This is a genomic window from Parabacteroides sp. MSK.9.14 (genome assembly GCF_019041495.1).
Lineage (GTDB): Bacteria > Bacteroidota > Bacteroidia > Bacteroidales > Tannerellaceae > Parabacteroides > Parabacteroides merdae.
This window is the reverse complement of record NZ_JAHPXO010000021.1, coordinates 72,365-88,382: the sequence shown is the minus strand read 5'-3', so window position 1 is coordinate 88,382 and position 16,018 is coordinate 72,365. Positions and strand designations below refer to the sequence as shown.

Below are 16,018 nucleotides of genomic sequence, written 5' to 3'. Positions count from 1 at the left end.
TTGATATTCAATTGATAAAAGGAAATTAGTGATAGTATGACAGTTGTTTTTCAAAATAATCCTATAAAGAGATAAAGCAGGCCGATGAGGGCTATGCAAAATTTATTTCAGAGAAATTTAAACAGGCTCTTATGATTTCGAATTAAAAAACGCCACCTTAAAGGCGGCGTTTTTTAATTCATTTTTCATAAACTTTTACCAAAAGCTGTTTTTATCTTTCATCTTTCACCATAAACGACTGATAATCAACAATGACTATTTTTCAACAATAACCCTATTGGTTACGAATGCTAATGCATAGCTTTACAACTCGCCAAACAGCTCGGTTGGCCTCCGACCCTGACAAACGATATATCTGCCCGCCTTCCGCGTTGTCGACAATTAAGAATGTACAGAGTTGATAATATAATGAGAGGATTGTGACCTTAGTACTAAGGGAACTATGGTTGTTTATCTGACAAAAATAAGTAAAATTCTTTTTCACAGTCGGTAATTTGAGGGGACAAATATAAAAAACGTCATTTTTTTCTGCAAACAACTATTCACCGGGTGAAAACAAGTACCATTACCGTCCTAATCTCCCCCACAAAATCCATAGTTCCCTTAGAACTAAATCCATTCGAACAACACATCATGGATGAGAAAGCGGACATAAAACGATTCAATAATATTTTCGTCACCCATCGGGACCGATACATTCGGTTCGCCTATTCTTACACATATAATCAAGAAACAGCAGAAGACCTGGTGACGGAAAGCCTGATGTATTACTGGGAGAACCGGCATCGGTTAGAAGAAGTCAAAGACATACCCTTATATATATTAGTCACCCTAAAAAACAAATGCCTGGATTACCTTCAACGTGAACGAACCTGGAATAACATCGCTGAAAACTTACTGTCCAACAAAGAATGGGAACTACAAATGCGCATCTCCAGCCTGGAAGCATGTGAGCCGGAGACATTGTTCAGCAATGAAGTACAAGAACTTGTCAACCAAGCACTGGCCAAACTACCGGAAAAGTCCAGACATATTTTTATCATGAGCCGATACGAAGGGAAAAACTACCAAACAATAGCCAAGGAAACCAACCTTTCAGTGAAGAGTATCGAATTCCATATCAGTAAAGCTCTGAATTTACTACGCAAAGAGTTAAAAGACTACCTTCCTTGTCTGCTATTTGTGGTGGACTTCTTTTATACTCCCTAAATATTTTCACGTTAACCAGACAGTGAAAATAAACCCTCTTGCCAAGAGATGAAAAATAATAAAAAATAGTTCGTTTTCCCTTTAGGGTATTTTTCCTCCCGTTCGCCCTTAATAATAGAAACAGGAAAAAATGGAACAGAAGTTACTACATAAAATGTTTAACGGAGAGGCCACAGATAACGAGCTGACTCAGATCCGCCAATGGGTAAATGCCGATAAAATGAACAGAGAAACTTTCTATCATGAACGTGCCCTGTTCGACGCACTCCAATTAAATGCTTTTCAAAAAGGAAATCATGTCCGCAAGCAGTCCGTACCACTCTGGAAATGGATCGGAAGTGCTGCCGCTGCTGTTATCGCCCTATTCTTATTATATAACATTCCGGTATTCACCACTAAAAATATCCAGCCAGAAATAGCGCTCAACACAATTAAAGTTCCTGCCGGACAACGGGTTGAAGTAACGCTTTCAGACGGGACTCATATCTGGCTGAATGCCCGGTCGGAATTTTCTTATCCGGCTTCGTTTAACGAAAATACAAGAGAAGTCCGTTTAAAAGGAGAAGCATTTTTCGATGTAGCCAAGGATAGAAACAAAAAGTTTATTGTCAATACAGGCCGCTGCGAAGTGGAAGTCTTAGGAACACAGTTTAATGTGGAAGCCTATAACGAAAATGAATTTTCCACAGCCCTCATACAAGGCAGCGTAAAAGTTACCGACAAATCACAGCCAGACGAATCAGTTGTGTTAGAACCCAATAATACAGTCAGTCTCAACAACGGAAAACTGACGGTCACTCCCATCACCGACTTCAATCCATATAGTTGGAAAGAGGGACTTATCACTTTTAAGGATATCAATTTCAAGGATTTGATGAAGGAACTTGAGAAAAATTTCGGTATCCGAATAATTATCGACAATCATACGCTCGACAATTATGCATGTAGTGGGAAGTTCCGTATATCCGACGGGATTGAGCAGGTGTTGAGAGCTTTACAACAAGATGCTCACTTCACCTTCGAGCGAGAGAGCGGAACTGAAATTCGCATTCAATAAACAATTAAATAGATAAGCCTATGAAAAGGAGATAATCAGAATGACGGGCAAACCATGTCCAATGTAAAAATGAAGTTTCAATCTAATATCATTTATTAAACTATCACAAAGATGAAGAAAAGAAAAATTTGTGTATCTCGTGTTTTAAAGATGACATCTCTGTTCTTCCTTTCCTGTGCCATGTGCGCACAAGCAGAAACGGTAAGTTCACAGAGCATACGCATCACTCTTAACAAAAACAATGTCCGGCTGGAAAACATCTTGAACGACATTGAAAGCCAGACTAATTTACTGTTCATTTATAACAAGAACGTAAATGTTAACCGAAAAGTCTCAGTAAATGCCCAAAATACTTCTTTACAGGAAGTATTGCAGAACCTGTTCGACAACAATGTATCCTTCAAAATCGAAGGTTCTTACATCGTTCTCTCACCAGCAGGAGCAACAGGCAGCCCACAACAAGCAAAACACACAGTGAAAGGTGTGGTTGAAGATGCATTAGGCCCTATCGCAGGTGCCAATGTGGTAGAAAAAGGAACAACAAACGGTACGATTACCGATATGGACGGTAATTTCACATTGAATGTAGCACCGAACGCAACGTTGGTCATTTCGTATATCGGCTACAAGGATCAGGAAATTGCGGTCAACAACAAGACAAATATCCAGATTAAATTAGTCGAGGACTCACAAGCATTGGATGAAGTAGTCGTTGTCGGTTACGGTGTCCAGAAACGTGCATCCGTAACAGGATCGGTTGCTTCACTTCAAGCCAAGGATATTGCAACTGTCAAGACTCCGAATGTCAGTAATGCGTTAGCAGGTAAGTTGCCAGGTTTACGTGCCGTACAAAGAAGCGGTGCTCCGGGTGACGACGATGCAAGCATTGATATTCGTGGTTTTGGTAATGCATTAGTTATCGTAGATGGTGTGGAACGAGATTTCAAACAAATCGATGCAAACGATATCGAATCGATCAGTATCTTGAAAGATGCTTCCGCCGCCGTTTACGGTTTTAAAGGTGCAAATGGTGTGATCCTTGTTACAACCAAAAGGGGGGAAATTGGGAAACCCAAGATCAACTATAACGGATATGTCGGTTTACAAAATATCACCCGTTATCCAGAATATTACAATGGATACGAGTATGCGACTTTGTATAATGAAGCTCAACAGAATATCGGAGTATCCGCGCCCTATTCGGCTGAAGATTTGGAACGTTTCAAACAAGGGATTGGAACAACTGATTGGTATGATGAGGTCATTCGAAAAACAGCTCCCACTACCTACCACAATTTAAGCGTATCGGGAGGTGCAGAAAAAGTGAAATACTTCTTCTCCCTTGGTTTCACCGATCAAGAAGGAATTTACAAGTCCAAAGCATTTAATTATAAAAAATATAACGTACGCTCCAATATCAGTGCCGAAATAGTCAAAGGTTTCACGGTAGATCTACAATTAAGCGGACGCTTGGATACACGAATGAAACCTTATGAAGCAGAACCGCTAAGTCGTAGTATTCAAATGGCTAAACCTATTTTCCCGATTTATGCCAACAACAATCCAGATTATTGGTCAAATCCTGGAGATAAAGGTAATCCTGTTCATCTATCCGATATCGACAATGTCGGTTATGACAGAAGAGATCGCCGTGAATTTAACAGATCAATCACTCTAAACTGGGAAGTACCTTGGGTAAAAGGTCTTTCTGCTAAAGCATTATTATCCTATGACTACAACAATAAATACAGTCGTAAATGGTATAAGGAATATTATGAGTATACATATGACACCGTTAATGATGTTTATAACAAATCAGGCAGTCACACTATATCCGAATTGACAACACAATCTGACAATTATTTCAAACCTAACGGGCAGATTTCTTTAAACTATAAAAATACATTCGGAAAGCATGACGTTGGGGTATTAGCCTTATGGGAATTTTACAATGATCGGACAGACTGGGTCAAAGCCTATCGTCAATTTACAGTTGGAGCCATTGATCAGATCGGTGCAGGAGACAAGACAAATATAAATAATGATGGTAAAGCATCCGTTTCTGCACATACAGGATTAGTCGGACGAATAAACTATGCTTTTGCCAGTAAATATTTGGCAGAATTCAGTTTCAGATATGACGGTTCCTACAAATTTGCACCAGGAAAACGTTGGGGCTTTTTCCCTGCAGGATCTTTAGGATGGAGAATCTCTGAAGAAGATTTTTTCAAAGAATCTTTACCGATGTTCGATAACTTCAAAATCAGGGGCTCTTATGGTAAAGTGGGAGATGAAGGTGATTTTGCCGCCTATCAATACTTAACTGGTTACACCTATCCATCTGGTAATTATGTTCTTGGATCCGGAGGACTTACAAACGGAGCTAAAGATAAAGGAATGCCTAATACAAACCTAACTTGGTATGAATCAACAACAGCCAACGTAGGATTTGAAGCTTCTGTTTTATCCGGTTTGATAAACGTGGAATTTGATTACTTCATCCGAAAAAGAGACGGCTTGCTAGCTACTCGTATACTAACATTACCGACCACTTTCGGTCAATCTTTACCACAAGAGAATCTCAATTCTGATAAAACACAAGGATTTGAAATTGTGTTGGGACACCGTAAAACTATTGGAGACTTTACATACGATGTAAAAGCGAATTTTTCTACAACACGTAATTATAATCGCCATGTAGAACGTGCGGCTTCAGCCAATATGTATGACAATTGGAGAAATAACAGTAACGATCGTTATAAAGATATTCAATGGGGTAAAGTCTGCATCGGACAATTTCAAAGTTACGAAGAAATACTGAATTCACCAGTACAGGACAACAATGGAAATAAATCCCTAATGCCTGGCGACTTGAAATTCGAAGATTGGAATAATGATGGTATCATAGACGGTAAAGACGATCAACCTATCGGATTCGGCAATACACCTCGTATGTATTATGGATTGAATCTTTACGGAGAGTACAAAGGCTTCGATTTGACTGTATTCTTCCAAGGTGCAGCCGGACATGAGGTTTTCACAACTGGTGACTTTATGGCTCCATTCATCCAGCAAGGTCTTGGAAATGGTATTACTCTGAACCTGGATCGTTGGCATCGAGAAGATCCTTCCGACATGAGTAGCGAATGGATTCCTGGGTATATGCCCGCTCTTCGTCCTACAGGCTTTTCAGCAAATGCCAGCAAAAATACATGGACCAGACAAAAAGCTAATTATTTACGTCTGAAAACTATCGAAATCGGATATACCTTCCCTAAAAAATGGATGCAAAGGGCCGGCATTGAAAACCTGCGTGTTTATGTAAACAGTTTCAATACTGCAACAATAACAAGCCGCACAGGTATCATGAAATATATGGACCCGGAAAATAGCGAAAGCATGTTCCGCTATTACCCGCAAATGAAAACATTTAATTTCGGTGTTAATCTAACATTCTAAAAAAAGAAATGATGAAGACAACAATCATAAAAAATATCGGATGCGGATTACTTTTGTTAGGTACGACAGCATGTGCCGACTACCTTGATAAAGAATCTTTCGACATCATCACTCCTGAACAGGTTTGGCAAGACCCTAAATTGATCAACGGTGTAATGGTTAATTTATATGACGGTCTGAACTTAGAAGATTTCAATTACTGGTATCGTGATGCATGGCGTTTACAAAACGCCTCTTCCATGTCTGACGAAGCGCAAGGTTCTTTCCAAAAAGATCCTCTTTTCGATAACGGAAATGCGACATACACATACGAAGACGCGTTGTTCGAACAGAAATTCTCCGATCGATACAAGAATATACGAAATTGCAACGACTTTATCTACCAATTACAGGAAGCAACGGCCTTATCGGATTCTGAAAAGAAACTGCTGTTAGCCGAATCCCGTTTCTTACGTGCCATGCACTATTTCACATTAGTTAAGCGATACGGAGGTGTACCTCTTATCGATGAACCGCAGCAGTATGATCCCAATAATTTGGAAGCTCTGATGGTTCCTCGCAACAAAGAAGTTGAAATTTATGATTTTATCGTAAAAGAATGCCAAGAAGCCGCACAAGATCTTCCCGAAACAAGAGAGGCAGAAGCCAAATACAGAGCAAATAGATATGTTGCATTATCTTTATGTTCACGAGCTGCTTTGTATGCCGGTTCCATTGCCCGCTACGGAACGGTCCAGCAAGAAGGACTTGTAGGTATCCCCGCTTCCGAAGCCGATCGCTTTTTCCAAACATCTTACGAGGCATCTAAAGCAATCATTACTTCTGGCAAATATGCCTTGTATAACAACAAGCCTGACAACAAAGCACAGAACTTTTGTGATATGTTCCTGAAAGGTAACGGTGATAACGGAGAATATATCTTCCAGAAACAATATAACGTTGCAGGAGGCAAAGGTCACGACTGGGACAAACGTAACGCACCGTTCTCTTATCGTGCCGGTGGTTGGGGATGCGGTATCGCCCCCACTCTCGAAATGGTAGAAGCTTATGAATATATAGACGGTTCGGAAGGTTCTTTAAAACTGGAAGAAAACGGGAAGTCGATTCGTTTTGACGATCCTTACGATGTATTTGCCAATAAAGACCCACGCTTATTTGCATCTGTCTATTTACCAGGGTCTCCTTGCCAAAATTCAAAAATCGAATGGAAAAGAGGTATAATCGTATCCGACAATGAAAAATATGTAGCAACAAGCCAGCCGGATGGCGGTAACACGGTAGAAATCAACGGCATTACTTATAACACTTCTGGAAAAGATGGAGGAGCCGATGCCGGAGATGCCTCCAAGACAGGCTTCTATCAGAAGAAATTCTGGGACGAAACATTGACTGATATGAATATGGGTAAATCAGAAACTCCGTGGCCGGTTTTCCGTTTAGGAGAAATTTATCTAAATTTGGCGGAAGCTGCAATGGAGTTGAACAAATCATCCGAAGCATTGGATGCTGTCAACAAGATCCGCGAACGTGCCGGAATCGCCTTATTATCAAACATCAATATGGAAAAGGTCCGTCATGAACGCAGAGTGGAACTGGCATTCGAAGGTCATCGCTTCTGGGACATGAAGCGTTGGAGAATTGCTCACTTGGATGTGGCACAAGGCGGTTTGAATGGATTCAGAGGAACGGCTTTGTATCCTTGGTATGATATTCGTGATGGTAAATATGTATTTGAAAGAGGACGTAACACCCCTAAACAATTACGAATCTTCTTGGAAAAAAATTATTATACAAAAATCAACCAAGACGATATGAATTCAAATCCGAATCTCATTCAGAACCCGGGCTATACCAATTAATCATATAATTTAGAAATTTGATATGAAAAAGATAAGTTTATTACTGATGGCCGTTTGCTCATTATGCTTCACAAGTTGTTTGAGCGATATGGATAATTATGAATCTCCCAACGGAGGCATCAAAGGACAAATCTTAGATGCGGAAACGAATGAACCGATACCACTGCCTGTCCAAGGATCTACCGGTGTTATTATTAATATGTTCGAACAGAACACAGATGCAACACAATCGGTCGATTTCTATGCAAAGATGGATGGTTCATACGAAAATGCAAAGTTGTTCAACTGTGATTATAAAATTGTTGTAAACGGTCCGTTTGTTTCTCCTTGCGAAGAATTTGTAACCGTAAAAGGACAGACAACATTGGATCTGAAAGCAACTCCGTATGCAAGAATCAACGCTTCGGCCCAGGTTACGGGTAAAAAAATCACGATTACATACAAGGTGAATCCGACAAACAGCAATTTCAAGGTATCCGAAGTGTACGGCTACTGGAATTTTGCTCCGGGTGTTGATAATGGAAATGCCAACCAAGCAGGAAAGCAGACCGTTAAGGAGCAGGAAGGGACGATCGTTTTCGATCTGGAAAACGATAAAACCTATCAGGACAATCTGTACAAAATACAAGCAAATGGCAACAAAATATATGTACGTGTCGGTGCTAAAACAGAAGGCGCAGTCAACTACAGTACCATTATAGAAACGATTGTACAATAAATAACCTTTGGCACAGATATCCTTTTTGTTTGGATCTCTGTGCCTTTTTTATTCTTTAGAGCATGAAAAAAAGTATCTTACTCATCAGTCTGGCAGTTCTACCCCTATTCGGGTATAGCCAAAATGTATTACCGGACTGGGCTTTAGGCGGCTTTGTCAGACCGGAAAAAGCCAATCCGATCATTACCCCCAATCCTTCCAATCAATTCGACTGTCCCATGCAGGACAAAAAAATAGGATGGGAAGAGAGCGATGTGTTTAATCCCGCAGCAACCGTAAAAGACGGTAAAATATATGTCCTTTACCGGGCTGAGGACAATTCTGCAACAGGAATCGGCAAACGTACTTCGCGTATCGGATTAGCAGAATCCGAAGACGGTATCCACATGAAACGCCGGAAGACCCCCGTCATGTACCCGGACAAAGATAATATGAAGGAATACGAATGAGAAGGCGGTTGCGAAGACCCACGTGTGACAATGACGGAAGACGGTCTGTATGTCATGGCCTACACTTCCTGCATCGGAAAGTGGCACGCCTCTGCATCGCCACCTCACATGACCTGGTCAAATGGGAAAAACATGGACCTGCTTTTGCTAAAGCCTACAACGGACGTTTCAAAGACATTTTCTGCAAATCCGGTTCCATGGTGACAACGATCAAAGACGGGAAACAAGTGCTGACGAAAATCGATGGAAAATACTTCATGTATTGGGGGGAACATGCGGTCTACGCAGCAACCTCCGACGATTTGGTCAACTGGACACCGATATTGGACGAAAAAAATGAACTGGCGACTGTCATCAAACCCCGTCCCCAATATTTCGACAGCGCCTTGACAGAGTGTGGTCCTCCCGCTATCCTGACAGACAAAGGTATCGTCTTGCTTTATAACGGCAAGAACCAGACAAACGACAGCAAGCGCGACAAGCGTTTCACAGCCGGAGCTTACTGTGCCGGACAGATTCTGACCGATCCGAAGGAACCGATGAAGGTTCTGCAACGTCTGGACGTTCCTTTCTTCCGTCCGATGGCTTCATTCGAAAAGAGCGGACAGTATGTCGACGGAACCGTCTTTATCGAAGGTTTGGTCTTTTTCAAAAACAAATGGTATCTCTATTACGGATGTGCAGATTCTCAGGTCAGCGTAGCTATTTACGATCCGGCCAAGAAAACTCCTGGCGATCAGATCCCGAATTAAAAGAATAATTTATGAAAAACATTTTTACAGGAATATTTTTACTTGTGTCTGCCTGCTTCATGCAAGCTCAGACACCCAATTATTACCGAAACCCGGATAAAATATATCTGGATTCGAAAGAAGGACATAACGGAAGTTTTACCTGGCAGATGCATAAGGCCGACGAGACGAAAGATCCGGCTGAAAAAATCTCACAACCAGGCTATCAGACCGGAAAATGGATGCCGGCAATCGTTCCGGGTACGGTCCTGAATTCCCTTGTCCACAACAAGGTGTATCCGGAGCCTTATTATGGCATGAACAACAAGTTAGACCGGAATATCATCCCAGATCTTGCCAAAACAGGACGCGAGTTCTACACCTATTGGTTCCGCACGGAATTTGACGTACCGGAAAACTATAAAGACAAAATCGTCTGGCTTCAGGTAGACGGTATCAATTATCGTGCCGAAATATGGGTAAACGGTTATCTGCTTGGCAATATGTCCGGCATGTTCAAACCGGAGTATATCAATATCACCGACTTCGCCCGTATCGGTCAGAAGAATGCCTTGGCAATCAAGGTTTATCCGGTCGATATGCCGGGAACCATCAAACCGAAGCAGTGGGGAGCTGCCGGCGAGTTTCACAATGGTGGAGACGGTAACATCGGACTGAACACAACCATGCTGATGAGTGTCGGTTGGGATTTCACCTTCAACGACGGCATCCGCGACCGTAATACCGGCATCTGGAAAAACATCAGTCTCTATGCCACAGATAAAGCAGTTATCCGCCATCCGTTCATCAAATCCGAACTTTCAAAACCCAACTACGACCTGGCAAAAGAAACTGTCAGCGTAGAAGTGACAAACCCGACACAGCGTGGCATAAAATGCACGGTCAAAGGAGAAATCATCGGCGAAAACATCACGTTCAGCAAAGACCTGAACCTATTCAGAGGAGAAACAAAGGAAATTTGTTTTACTCCGGAAGAATTCCCACAACTGACAATCAAGAACCCACGTCTGTGGTGGCCGATCTTCAAAGGGAATCCGGAACTGTACGAACTGAAACTGACCGTAAGCATAGACGGTAAAGTGTCCGATGAAACAAAAACCCGTTTCGGTATCCGGGAAATCACATCCGACCAGAATACACCGGACAAATCCCGCCAATTCTATGTGAACGGCAAGAAACTTTTCATCCGGGGAACCAACTGGATTCCGGAAGGGATGCTCCGTACCTCCGACGAACGTACTTATGCAGAATTGCGCTATACAAAACAATCCGGTATCAACCTGATCCGCATGTGGGGCGGCGGCATTGCCGAATCGGACTATTTCTTCCAGCTATGCGACGAAATGGGACTCCTTGTCTGGCAGGAATTCTGGATGACCGGAGACACCAAACATCCGCAGGATAAAGATCTATACCTGAGCAACGTCGAGGCAACCGTAAAACGCCTGCGCAACCATCCTTCACTGGCCTACTATGTTTCGTCTAATGAAAGCACGGAAATGCCAGGAGCAAAAGACCTGATCATGAAACTGGACGGGACACGCGGTTACCAGATGCAGTCGGAATGTGACGGCGTGCACGACGGCAGCCCTTACAAACAGGTAAACCCGATGCAGCATTACGAGAATACGGCATCCGAACGCGGTAGCCGTGTCGATGGCTTCAACCCGGAATATGGTTCGCCCACTATCCCGACAGTCGAAACACTCCGCGAAGTAATGGACGAGAAAGACCTCTGGCCGATCAATAAGGAGGTATGGGATTATCATGATGGCGGAGGATTCCATCTGATGTCGACCATGTACACGGACCTTACCAACCATTATGGCCCTTCCTCTTCCATCGAAGAGTTTGCCACCAAAGGTCAGGCGGTCGGTGCGATGAACTCAAAATCGATCTGGGAAGTCTGGAACTATAACAAATTCGGTTATGGAGACCGCTACGCATCAGGGTTATTGTTCTGGTATCACAACTGCCCAGTCAGTCAGGTTTGCGCCCGTATGTGGGACTACTCTTTGGAACCAACCGCCTCTTTATATCATACTCAGAACGCATTGGAACCGCTTCACGCACAGTTTGATTACTTGAAAAATACGGTTTCTGTTTATAATGACTACTACCAGGCATTCAAGGACTATAAAGTAACTGCCGAAGTGTACGACCTGAACAGCAAAAAGGTATGGGGCAAAAGCCAGAAGATCGATATCCCGGAAGACGGTGTCGTAAACGATATCTTCACAATCGATTTTCCCCAAAACATCACGCAGGTCCATTTCATAAAACTACGCCTGTTCGACACGAAAGGGAAAGAAGTCGCCAATACATTCTACTGGCGTTCCAACGACAAGTATGAAGGACGCAAGACCTTAACAGGCCCGACCTCATCCGGCTTCGAAGATCTGTCGAAATTGAAACAGGTGCAACTGAAGACTCGCTACCAAACTTATCAAGAAGGTGATCGGCATTTCATTAAAGCTGAAATAAAGAACCCTTCTTCAACCGTAGCATTCTTCACCCAGCTTCAATTGCTTGGTCAGGACAAAAAGCCGGTGCGCCCCAGTTTCTACACAGACAACTTCTTCTCGCTCTTACCGGGAGAAAGTAAAACCGTCATCATAGAAACAGCCGCAAGCGATATGCCATCCGAACCGACATTCGTTGTGAAAGGTTGGAATATCAAACCGAGTAGTTTCAAATTGTAATTCCATAACGGTAAATGCAGTATATGGTAGTATTTCTTGCCGATATCAGCAAGAAATACTACCTTTGTAGATATAATGTCACTATCAAACTTGCCGATAGATGGAAAACCAACACGATCGGAGTGACGGATGAAGCGATTAATGTAGACGACATCATCGAAACCACCAACCATTTCCGCGCCGTAGACTACATTATCCAAGAGAACAACGGCAAACTTACCGAAACGTACATCAAACAACTCCACTTTATTTTGAAATCCGGTACATCTGAAGAACGAAAAGAAATGTTCTACTACAACGGCTTACGGCACTGGCCGCACATCAAAGGATATCTGGCCGATACCTGCCTGACGGCACAGGATCATTTCAAGGTTTTGCTGGAGAAATTTCATATCAAATACGACCATAACTAAATTTGTTTCCGTACTTTTGCCGAAAATTTACAACTATGCCGACATTTTTCGTTGTCCTCATCAGTATTTATCTTGCGGGAAACATCTATATATTCAGGAGAGGGGCACAGGCTTTGGTAGCTCAGCCTTTCGGTGTTAAAGTTTTATTAGCCGTACTATTCTGGTGCGGTGCCTTGGCGTTTATCGGTAGTTTTTTAGCACGAAACACCAAATTGCCGGTTGTTTTGGCTCATACAGCCCACGAGATAGGGACCGGCTGGTTAGTTTTCACGCTTTATATGGTATTATGCCTAATCATATTCGATTTATTCCGACTTTTCAACTTTCCATGCAAATATGGTTTCTATATATCCTTATTTCTGACACTTAGCCTATTAAGCTATGGATACTATAACTACCAACATCCGAAAACAGAAGTTTTCAACATAGTTATCAACAAGCAGACGGTTCATAATGAACAGCCGTTGAAAGTCGTTTCCGTCAGCGACGTTCATTTAGGGTACGGGACAGACAAAGAAGAACTCAAACAATATGTCGAGATGATCAACGCGCAGAAACCGGATCTGATCCTGATAGGCGGCGACTTGATCGACAACAGCGTAGTTCCCCTTTATGAAGAAAAGATGACGGAGGAACTGGCTGAATTGAAAGCACCTTTGGGAATCTATATGGTTCCAGGAAATCATGAATACATCAGCGGCATACGGAAGAGTATGCAATTCATAAATGAAACGCCGATCCGCCTATTGAGAGACGATGTCGTAACATTGCCTGGCGGTATACAAATAATCGGACGGGACGATCGCAGCAATAAATCCCGGCTATCCCTGCAAGAACTGGTGAAAAACATTGATCCGGCAAAACCTGTTATCCTTTTGGATCATCAACCGTACAACTTGTCGGATACGGAAAATGCGGGCATCGACCTTCAGTTCAGCGGACATACGCATCGTGGACAGGTATGGCCGGTCAGTCTCATTACCGACCATCTGTTCGATCAAAGTTATGGTTACCGTAAGTGGGGAAACAGCCACATATACGTTTCCTCCGGACTATCGCTTTGGGGACCGCCTTTCAGGATAGGTACCGACAGCGAGCTTGTCGTATTCAACATTACCTGTAAATAGTTTGCAGACATGAAAGTTTTCATTCAATCGATAGTAGCACAGATATTACTAAATCCTTATATCTTCTGGCGAGGGTATCAGGCAATTCCCCCCAAAAAGAGTTGGAGGATTCCTTATATCTTGTTTTTTATCCTTGAATTATCAATCTTCTTTTTCGGATTTACGTTCCGCAATGTATTGCCGGACTCTGTCATGATTGCCATCCAATATATCTGTAACACCTGGTATATCGCATCTATTTATATCACGCTATCCCTATTGGGTCTGGAAGTGCTCCGGCTTAGCAACCGTTTCTTCCATTGGTTTCCCGGCTGGATTACGAGCCACTGGAAACAAACGAAACTGGTCCTGTTCTTTTTAGTCATGGCAATCGTTACCGGCCTGATGTTTCATGCTTACCATGTCGTCGCCTATCCGGTTGTCAAAGATGTATATGTCACCCTACCCAAAGGAAGTAGCAACCGTGACAGCATGACGATTGTCATGATGAGCGACCTCCATATCGGAGAAATGATCGGTAAGAAACTGGTACAACGATACGTGAAGATGAGCAACGCACAACATCCCGACCTGGTCGTCCTAGTAGGCGATATCATGGATTATGAATCACGCTTTGCCGAAAAAGCACATATCGAAGAGGATTTGAAACAACTGAAAGCCCCATTAGGCGTGTATGTGGTTTATGGCAACCATGAGTATCGCGCCAACCGCATAGCCAAATACCGTTGGCTGAAGAAAACAGGGGCGACGCTTCTGATCGATTCCGTTGCACGTCCGGACTCTTCATTCTATCTGATCGGACGGGACGACCATATCAACAAGAAAAGAAAGCCGTTACATGTACTCATGGCAGGCATAGACACAACCAAACCGATCATCGTATTGGATCATCAACCCTGGTCGTTCACCGAAATGACAATGAACGGTGTGGATCTCGGACTCCACGGGCATACCCATAACGGACAGCTATGGCCTTACCCCCTCGTAATGAAATTGATCTATGAATGTCCGTATGGCTACCATAAGAAAGGGCCGGTCCAGTTCTATGTATCTTCCGGCATCGGGATAGCCGGACCTCCCTACCGGGTCGGTACTGTATCAGAAATGATCGTGCTGCACATCCGGTTTGCCAATTAAGCAGGATGAAACATTGCCTCCATCATGGCGATATCCATCTTCACTTCCCCCTGCAACAGATATTGAGTTTGCTTTTGGACTACATTTTTATAGATTGCCAACGCTTTCTCCCGATCTCGCTCCTTATAAAGTGCCCAAGCACAGAGAAAACGCTGTTTTGAAGACATCAAAACACGGTATTGCCGAACGTAAAGTTCTATTTCTTTCGTGTATAACGTATCTGCCCATCGGTTATGCCCAGTCACCAGATCCAAATAGATGAGTTCGCAAACCACCTCTTTCGCCAAAAGCCCGATCATCTCCCCCTTGTGTCTTGCAATCTCTTCCAATGCAACATAGGCCTCTTCCATTTGCCCTAAATCCAGCAGTCGCCCTACTTGCAGCAAACGGATATTCAGTTGCATCGGTTCCCCGTAATCAATGTCATCCACCCAAGCAAACCACTCTTCCGGCATATCCTTTATCCGGATACCTTCTTGTATACAGGCATTGACGCGCAGCTGGACTATCATCGCCTTTTTACTCTTCGGGTACTTCCTCATCAAACGTACATTGGCCGCATCATTAGTAATTCCCCGCTTGAACGGGATGCCATTGAGCAATCCCAACGACACACCGGCAAAACACATCATAACCAGGAATTGTGCCAGCAGAGGAGAAGGATCTTCCACCACATACCAAACCACAAAAGCCAAAAGCGCTACCGACATATTGACAATAACGCCTCCCCAATGGTAAAGCACAACAGGGATCTCTTCCAAAGGCTTGTCAGGCGGGAGCATCAGGCATTGTCCACCTGTCCCCGCGATGCCGAAACGCTTCAAACGAAATTTTCCCTCTTGGCGAATCAGCGTCCAATTGAAAATACGGAAAGAGACAAAACGATAGCCGGAGAGCAGCCCGAAAAGCAAATGGCCTCCTTCATGCAAAACAATTTGCAAAATAAAAGCGACCAACGTACAAACGATGCTCCCGGCAAATATTCCCACCACCTCAAGCGCCTCTATCTTGGCCAGCTTCTGCACCAGTTCATTCCATGTCATATCCGTAAACGACACGATACCGGCACACACCAAAACAATGCCGATCAAACATCCGATGCCAAAAAACACAAGCAACTTCAAAGCACTCTTCAT

General features: G+C 43.1%; 10 protein-coding genes and 1 pseudogene. 10 read left to right on the top strand and 1 reads right to left on the bottom strand.

Features of this window, described 5'->3' with window-relative positions; translation table 11 throughout:
* The first annotated feature begins 633 nt into the window (after window positions 1-633).
* The 10 genes and pseudogenes from KTG12_RS12515 to KTG12_RS12470 all read left to right on the top strand — a co-directional run bounded on the left by KTG12_RS12515 (window position 634) and on the right by KTG12_RS12470 (window position 14,882).
* On the top strand, window positions 634-1,209 hold the full coding sequence (locus KTG12_RS12515) for an RNA polymerase sigma-70 factor (RefSeq protein WP_005636964.1): 576 nt from the start codon (window positions 634-636) through the stop codon (window positions 1,207-1,209).
* 130 nt (window positions 1,210-1,339) lie between these two features.
* Window positions 1,340-2,266 (top strand): FecR family protein, encoded by a 927-nt coding sequence (locus KTG12_RS12510; protein WP_005650514.1) that lies wholly within the window; start codon window positions 1,340-1,342, stop codon window positions 2,264-2,266.
* Between the two features lie 111 nt (window positions 2,267-2,377).
* Entirely contained in the window at window positions 2,378-5,725 is a 3,348-nt protein-coding gene (locus tag KTG12_RS12505) for a TonB-dependent receptor (protein WP_216945450.1), read from the top strand.
* A gap of 8 nt (window positions 5,726-5,733) precedes the next feature.
* On the top strand, window positions 5,734-7,584 hold the full coding sequence (locus KTG12_RS12500; protein WP_022322594.1) for a RagB/SusD family nutrient uptake outer membrane protein: 1,851 nt from the start codon (window positions 5,734-5,736) through the stop codon (window positions 7,582-7,584).
* 22 nt (window positions 7,585-7,606) lie between these two features.
* The gene (locus KTG12_RS12495; protein ID WP_224204268.1) at window positions 7,607-8,302 is read left to right on the top strand and encodes a DUF3823 domain-containing protein; all 696 of its coding nucleotides are present in this window, start codon (window positions 7,607-7,609) and stop codon (window positions 8,300-8,302) included.
* A 62-nt stretch (window positions 8,303-8,364) separates the two neighbouring features.
* Window positions 8,365-9,503: pseudogene (locus tag KTG12_RS12490) on the top strand (glycoside hydrolase family 130 protein).
* Between the two features lie 11 nt (window positions 9,504-9,514).
* Window positions 9,515-12,205 carry a glycoside hydrolase family 2 gene (locus KTG12_RS12485; protein ID WP_022322595.1) on the top strand — a complete coding sequence of 897 codons (2,691 nt, stop codon included), beginning with the start codon at window positions 9,515-9,517 and terminating at the stop codon, window positions 12,203-12,205.
* A gap of 23 nt (window positions 12,206-12,228) precedes the next feature.
* Complete coding sequence (locus KTG12_RS12480) at window positions 12,229-12,618, top strand: hypothetical protein (RefSeq protein WP_022322596.1); 390 nt, start codon at window positions 12,229-12,231, stop codon at window positions 12,616-12,618.
* A gap of 35 nt (window positions 12,619-12,653) precedes the next feature.
* Window positions 12,654-13,745 (top strand): metallophosphoesterase, encoded by a 1,092-nt coding sequence (locus KTG12_RS12475; protein WP_138272836.1) that lies wholly within the window; start codon window positions 12,654-12,656, stop codon window positions 13,743-13,745.
* Window positions 13,746-13,754: 9 nt separating this feature from the next.
* Complete coding sequence (locus tag KTG12_RS12470; RefSeq protein ID WP_138272835.1) at window positions 13,755-14,882, top strand: metallophosphoesterase; 1,128 nt, start codon at window positions 13,755-13,757, stop codon at window positions 14,880-14,882.
* Here KTG12_RS12470 and KTG12_RS12465 read toward each other — a convergent pair.
* A complete protein-coding gene (locus tag KTG12_RS12465) occupies window positions 14,879-16,018 on the bottom strand; it encodes a hypothetical protein (protein WP_022322599.1) in 1,140 nt (379 codons plus the stop codon). The two genes, KTG12_RS12470 and KTG12_RS12465, sit on opposite strands and share 4 nt — an antisense overlap.

Excerpts from the sequence above, each read along its gene's own strand:
- KTG12_RS12480 (WP_022322596.1), top strand. The coding sequence starts at position 12,229 with ATGGTAGTATTTCTTGCCGATATCAGCAAGAAATACTACCTTTGTAGA.
- KTG12_RS12500 (WP_022322594.1), top strand. The coding sequence starts at position 5,734 with ATGATGAAGACAACAATCATAAAAAATATCGGATGCGGATTACTTTTG.
- KTG12_RS12485 (WP_022322595.1), top strand. The coding sequence starts at position 9,515 with ATGAAAAACATTTTTACAGGAATATTTTTACTTGTGTCTGCCTGCTTC.
- KTG12_RS12505 (WP_216945450.1), top strand. The coding sequence starts at position 2,378 with ATGAAGAAAAGAAAAATTTGTGTATCTCGTGTTTTAAAGATGACATCT.
- KTG12_RS12470 (WP_138272835.1), top strand. The coding sequence starts at position 13,755 with ATGAAAGTTTTCATTCAATCGATAGTAGCACAGATATTACTAAATCCT.
- KTG12_RS12515 (WP_005636964.1), top strand. The coding sequence starts at position 634 with ATGGATGAGAAAGCGGACATAAAACGATTCAATAATATTTTCGTCACC.
- KTG12_RS12475 (WP_138272836.1), top strand. The coding sequence starts at position 12,654 with ATGCCGACATTTTTCGTTGTCCTCATCAGTATTTATCTTGCGGGAAAC.
- KTG12_RS12465 (WP_022322599.1), bottom strand. The coding sequence starts at position 16,018 with ATGAAGAGTGCTTTGAAGTTGCTTGTGTTTTTTGGCATCGGATGTTTG.
- KTG12_RS12495 (WP_224204268.1), top strand. The coding sequence starts at position 7,607 with ATGAAAAAGATAAGTTTATTACTGATGGCCGTTTGCTCATTATGCTTC.
- KTG12_RS12510 (WP_005650514.1), top strand. The coding sequence starts at position 1,340 with ATGGAACAGAAGTTACTACATAAAATGTTTAACGGAGAGGCCACAGAT.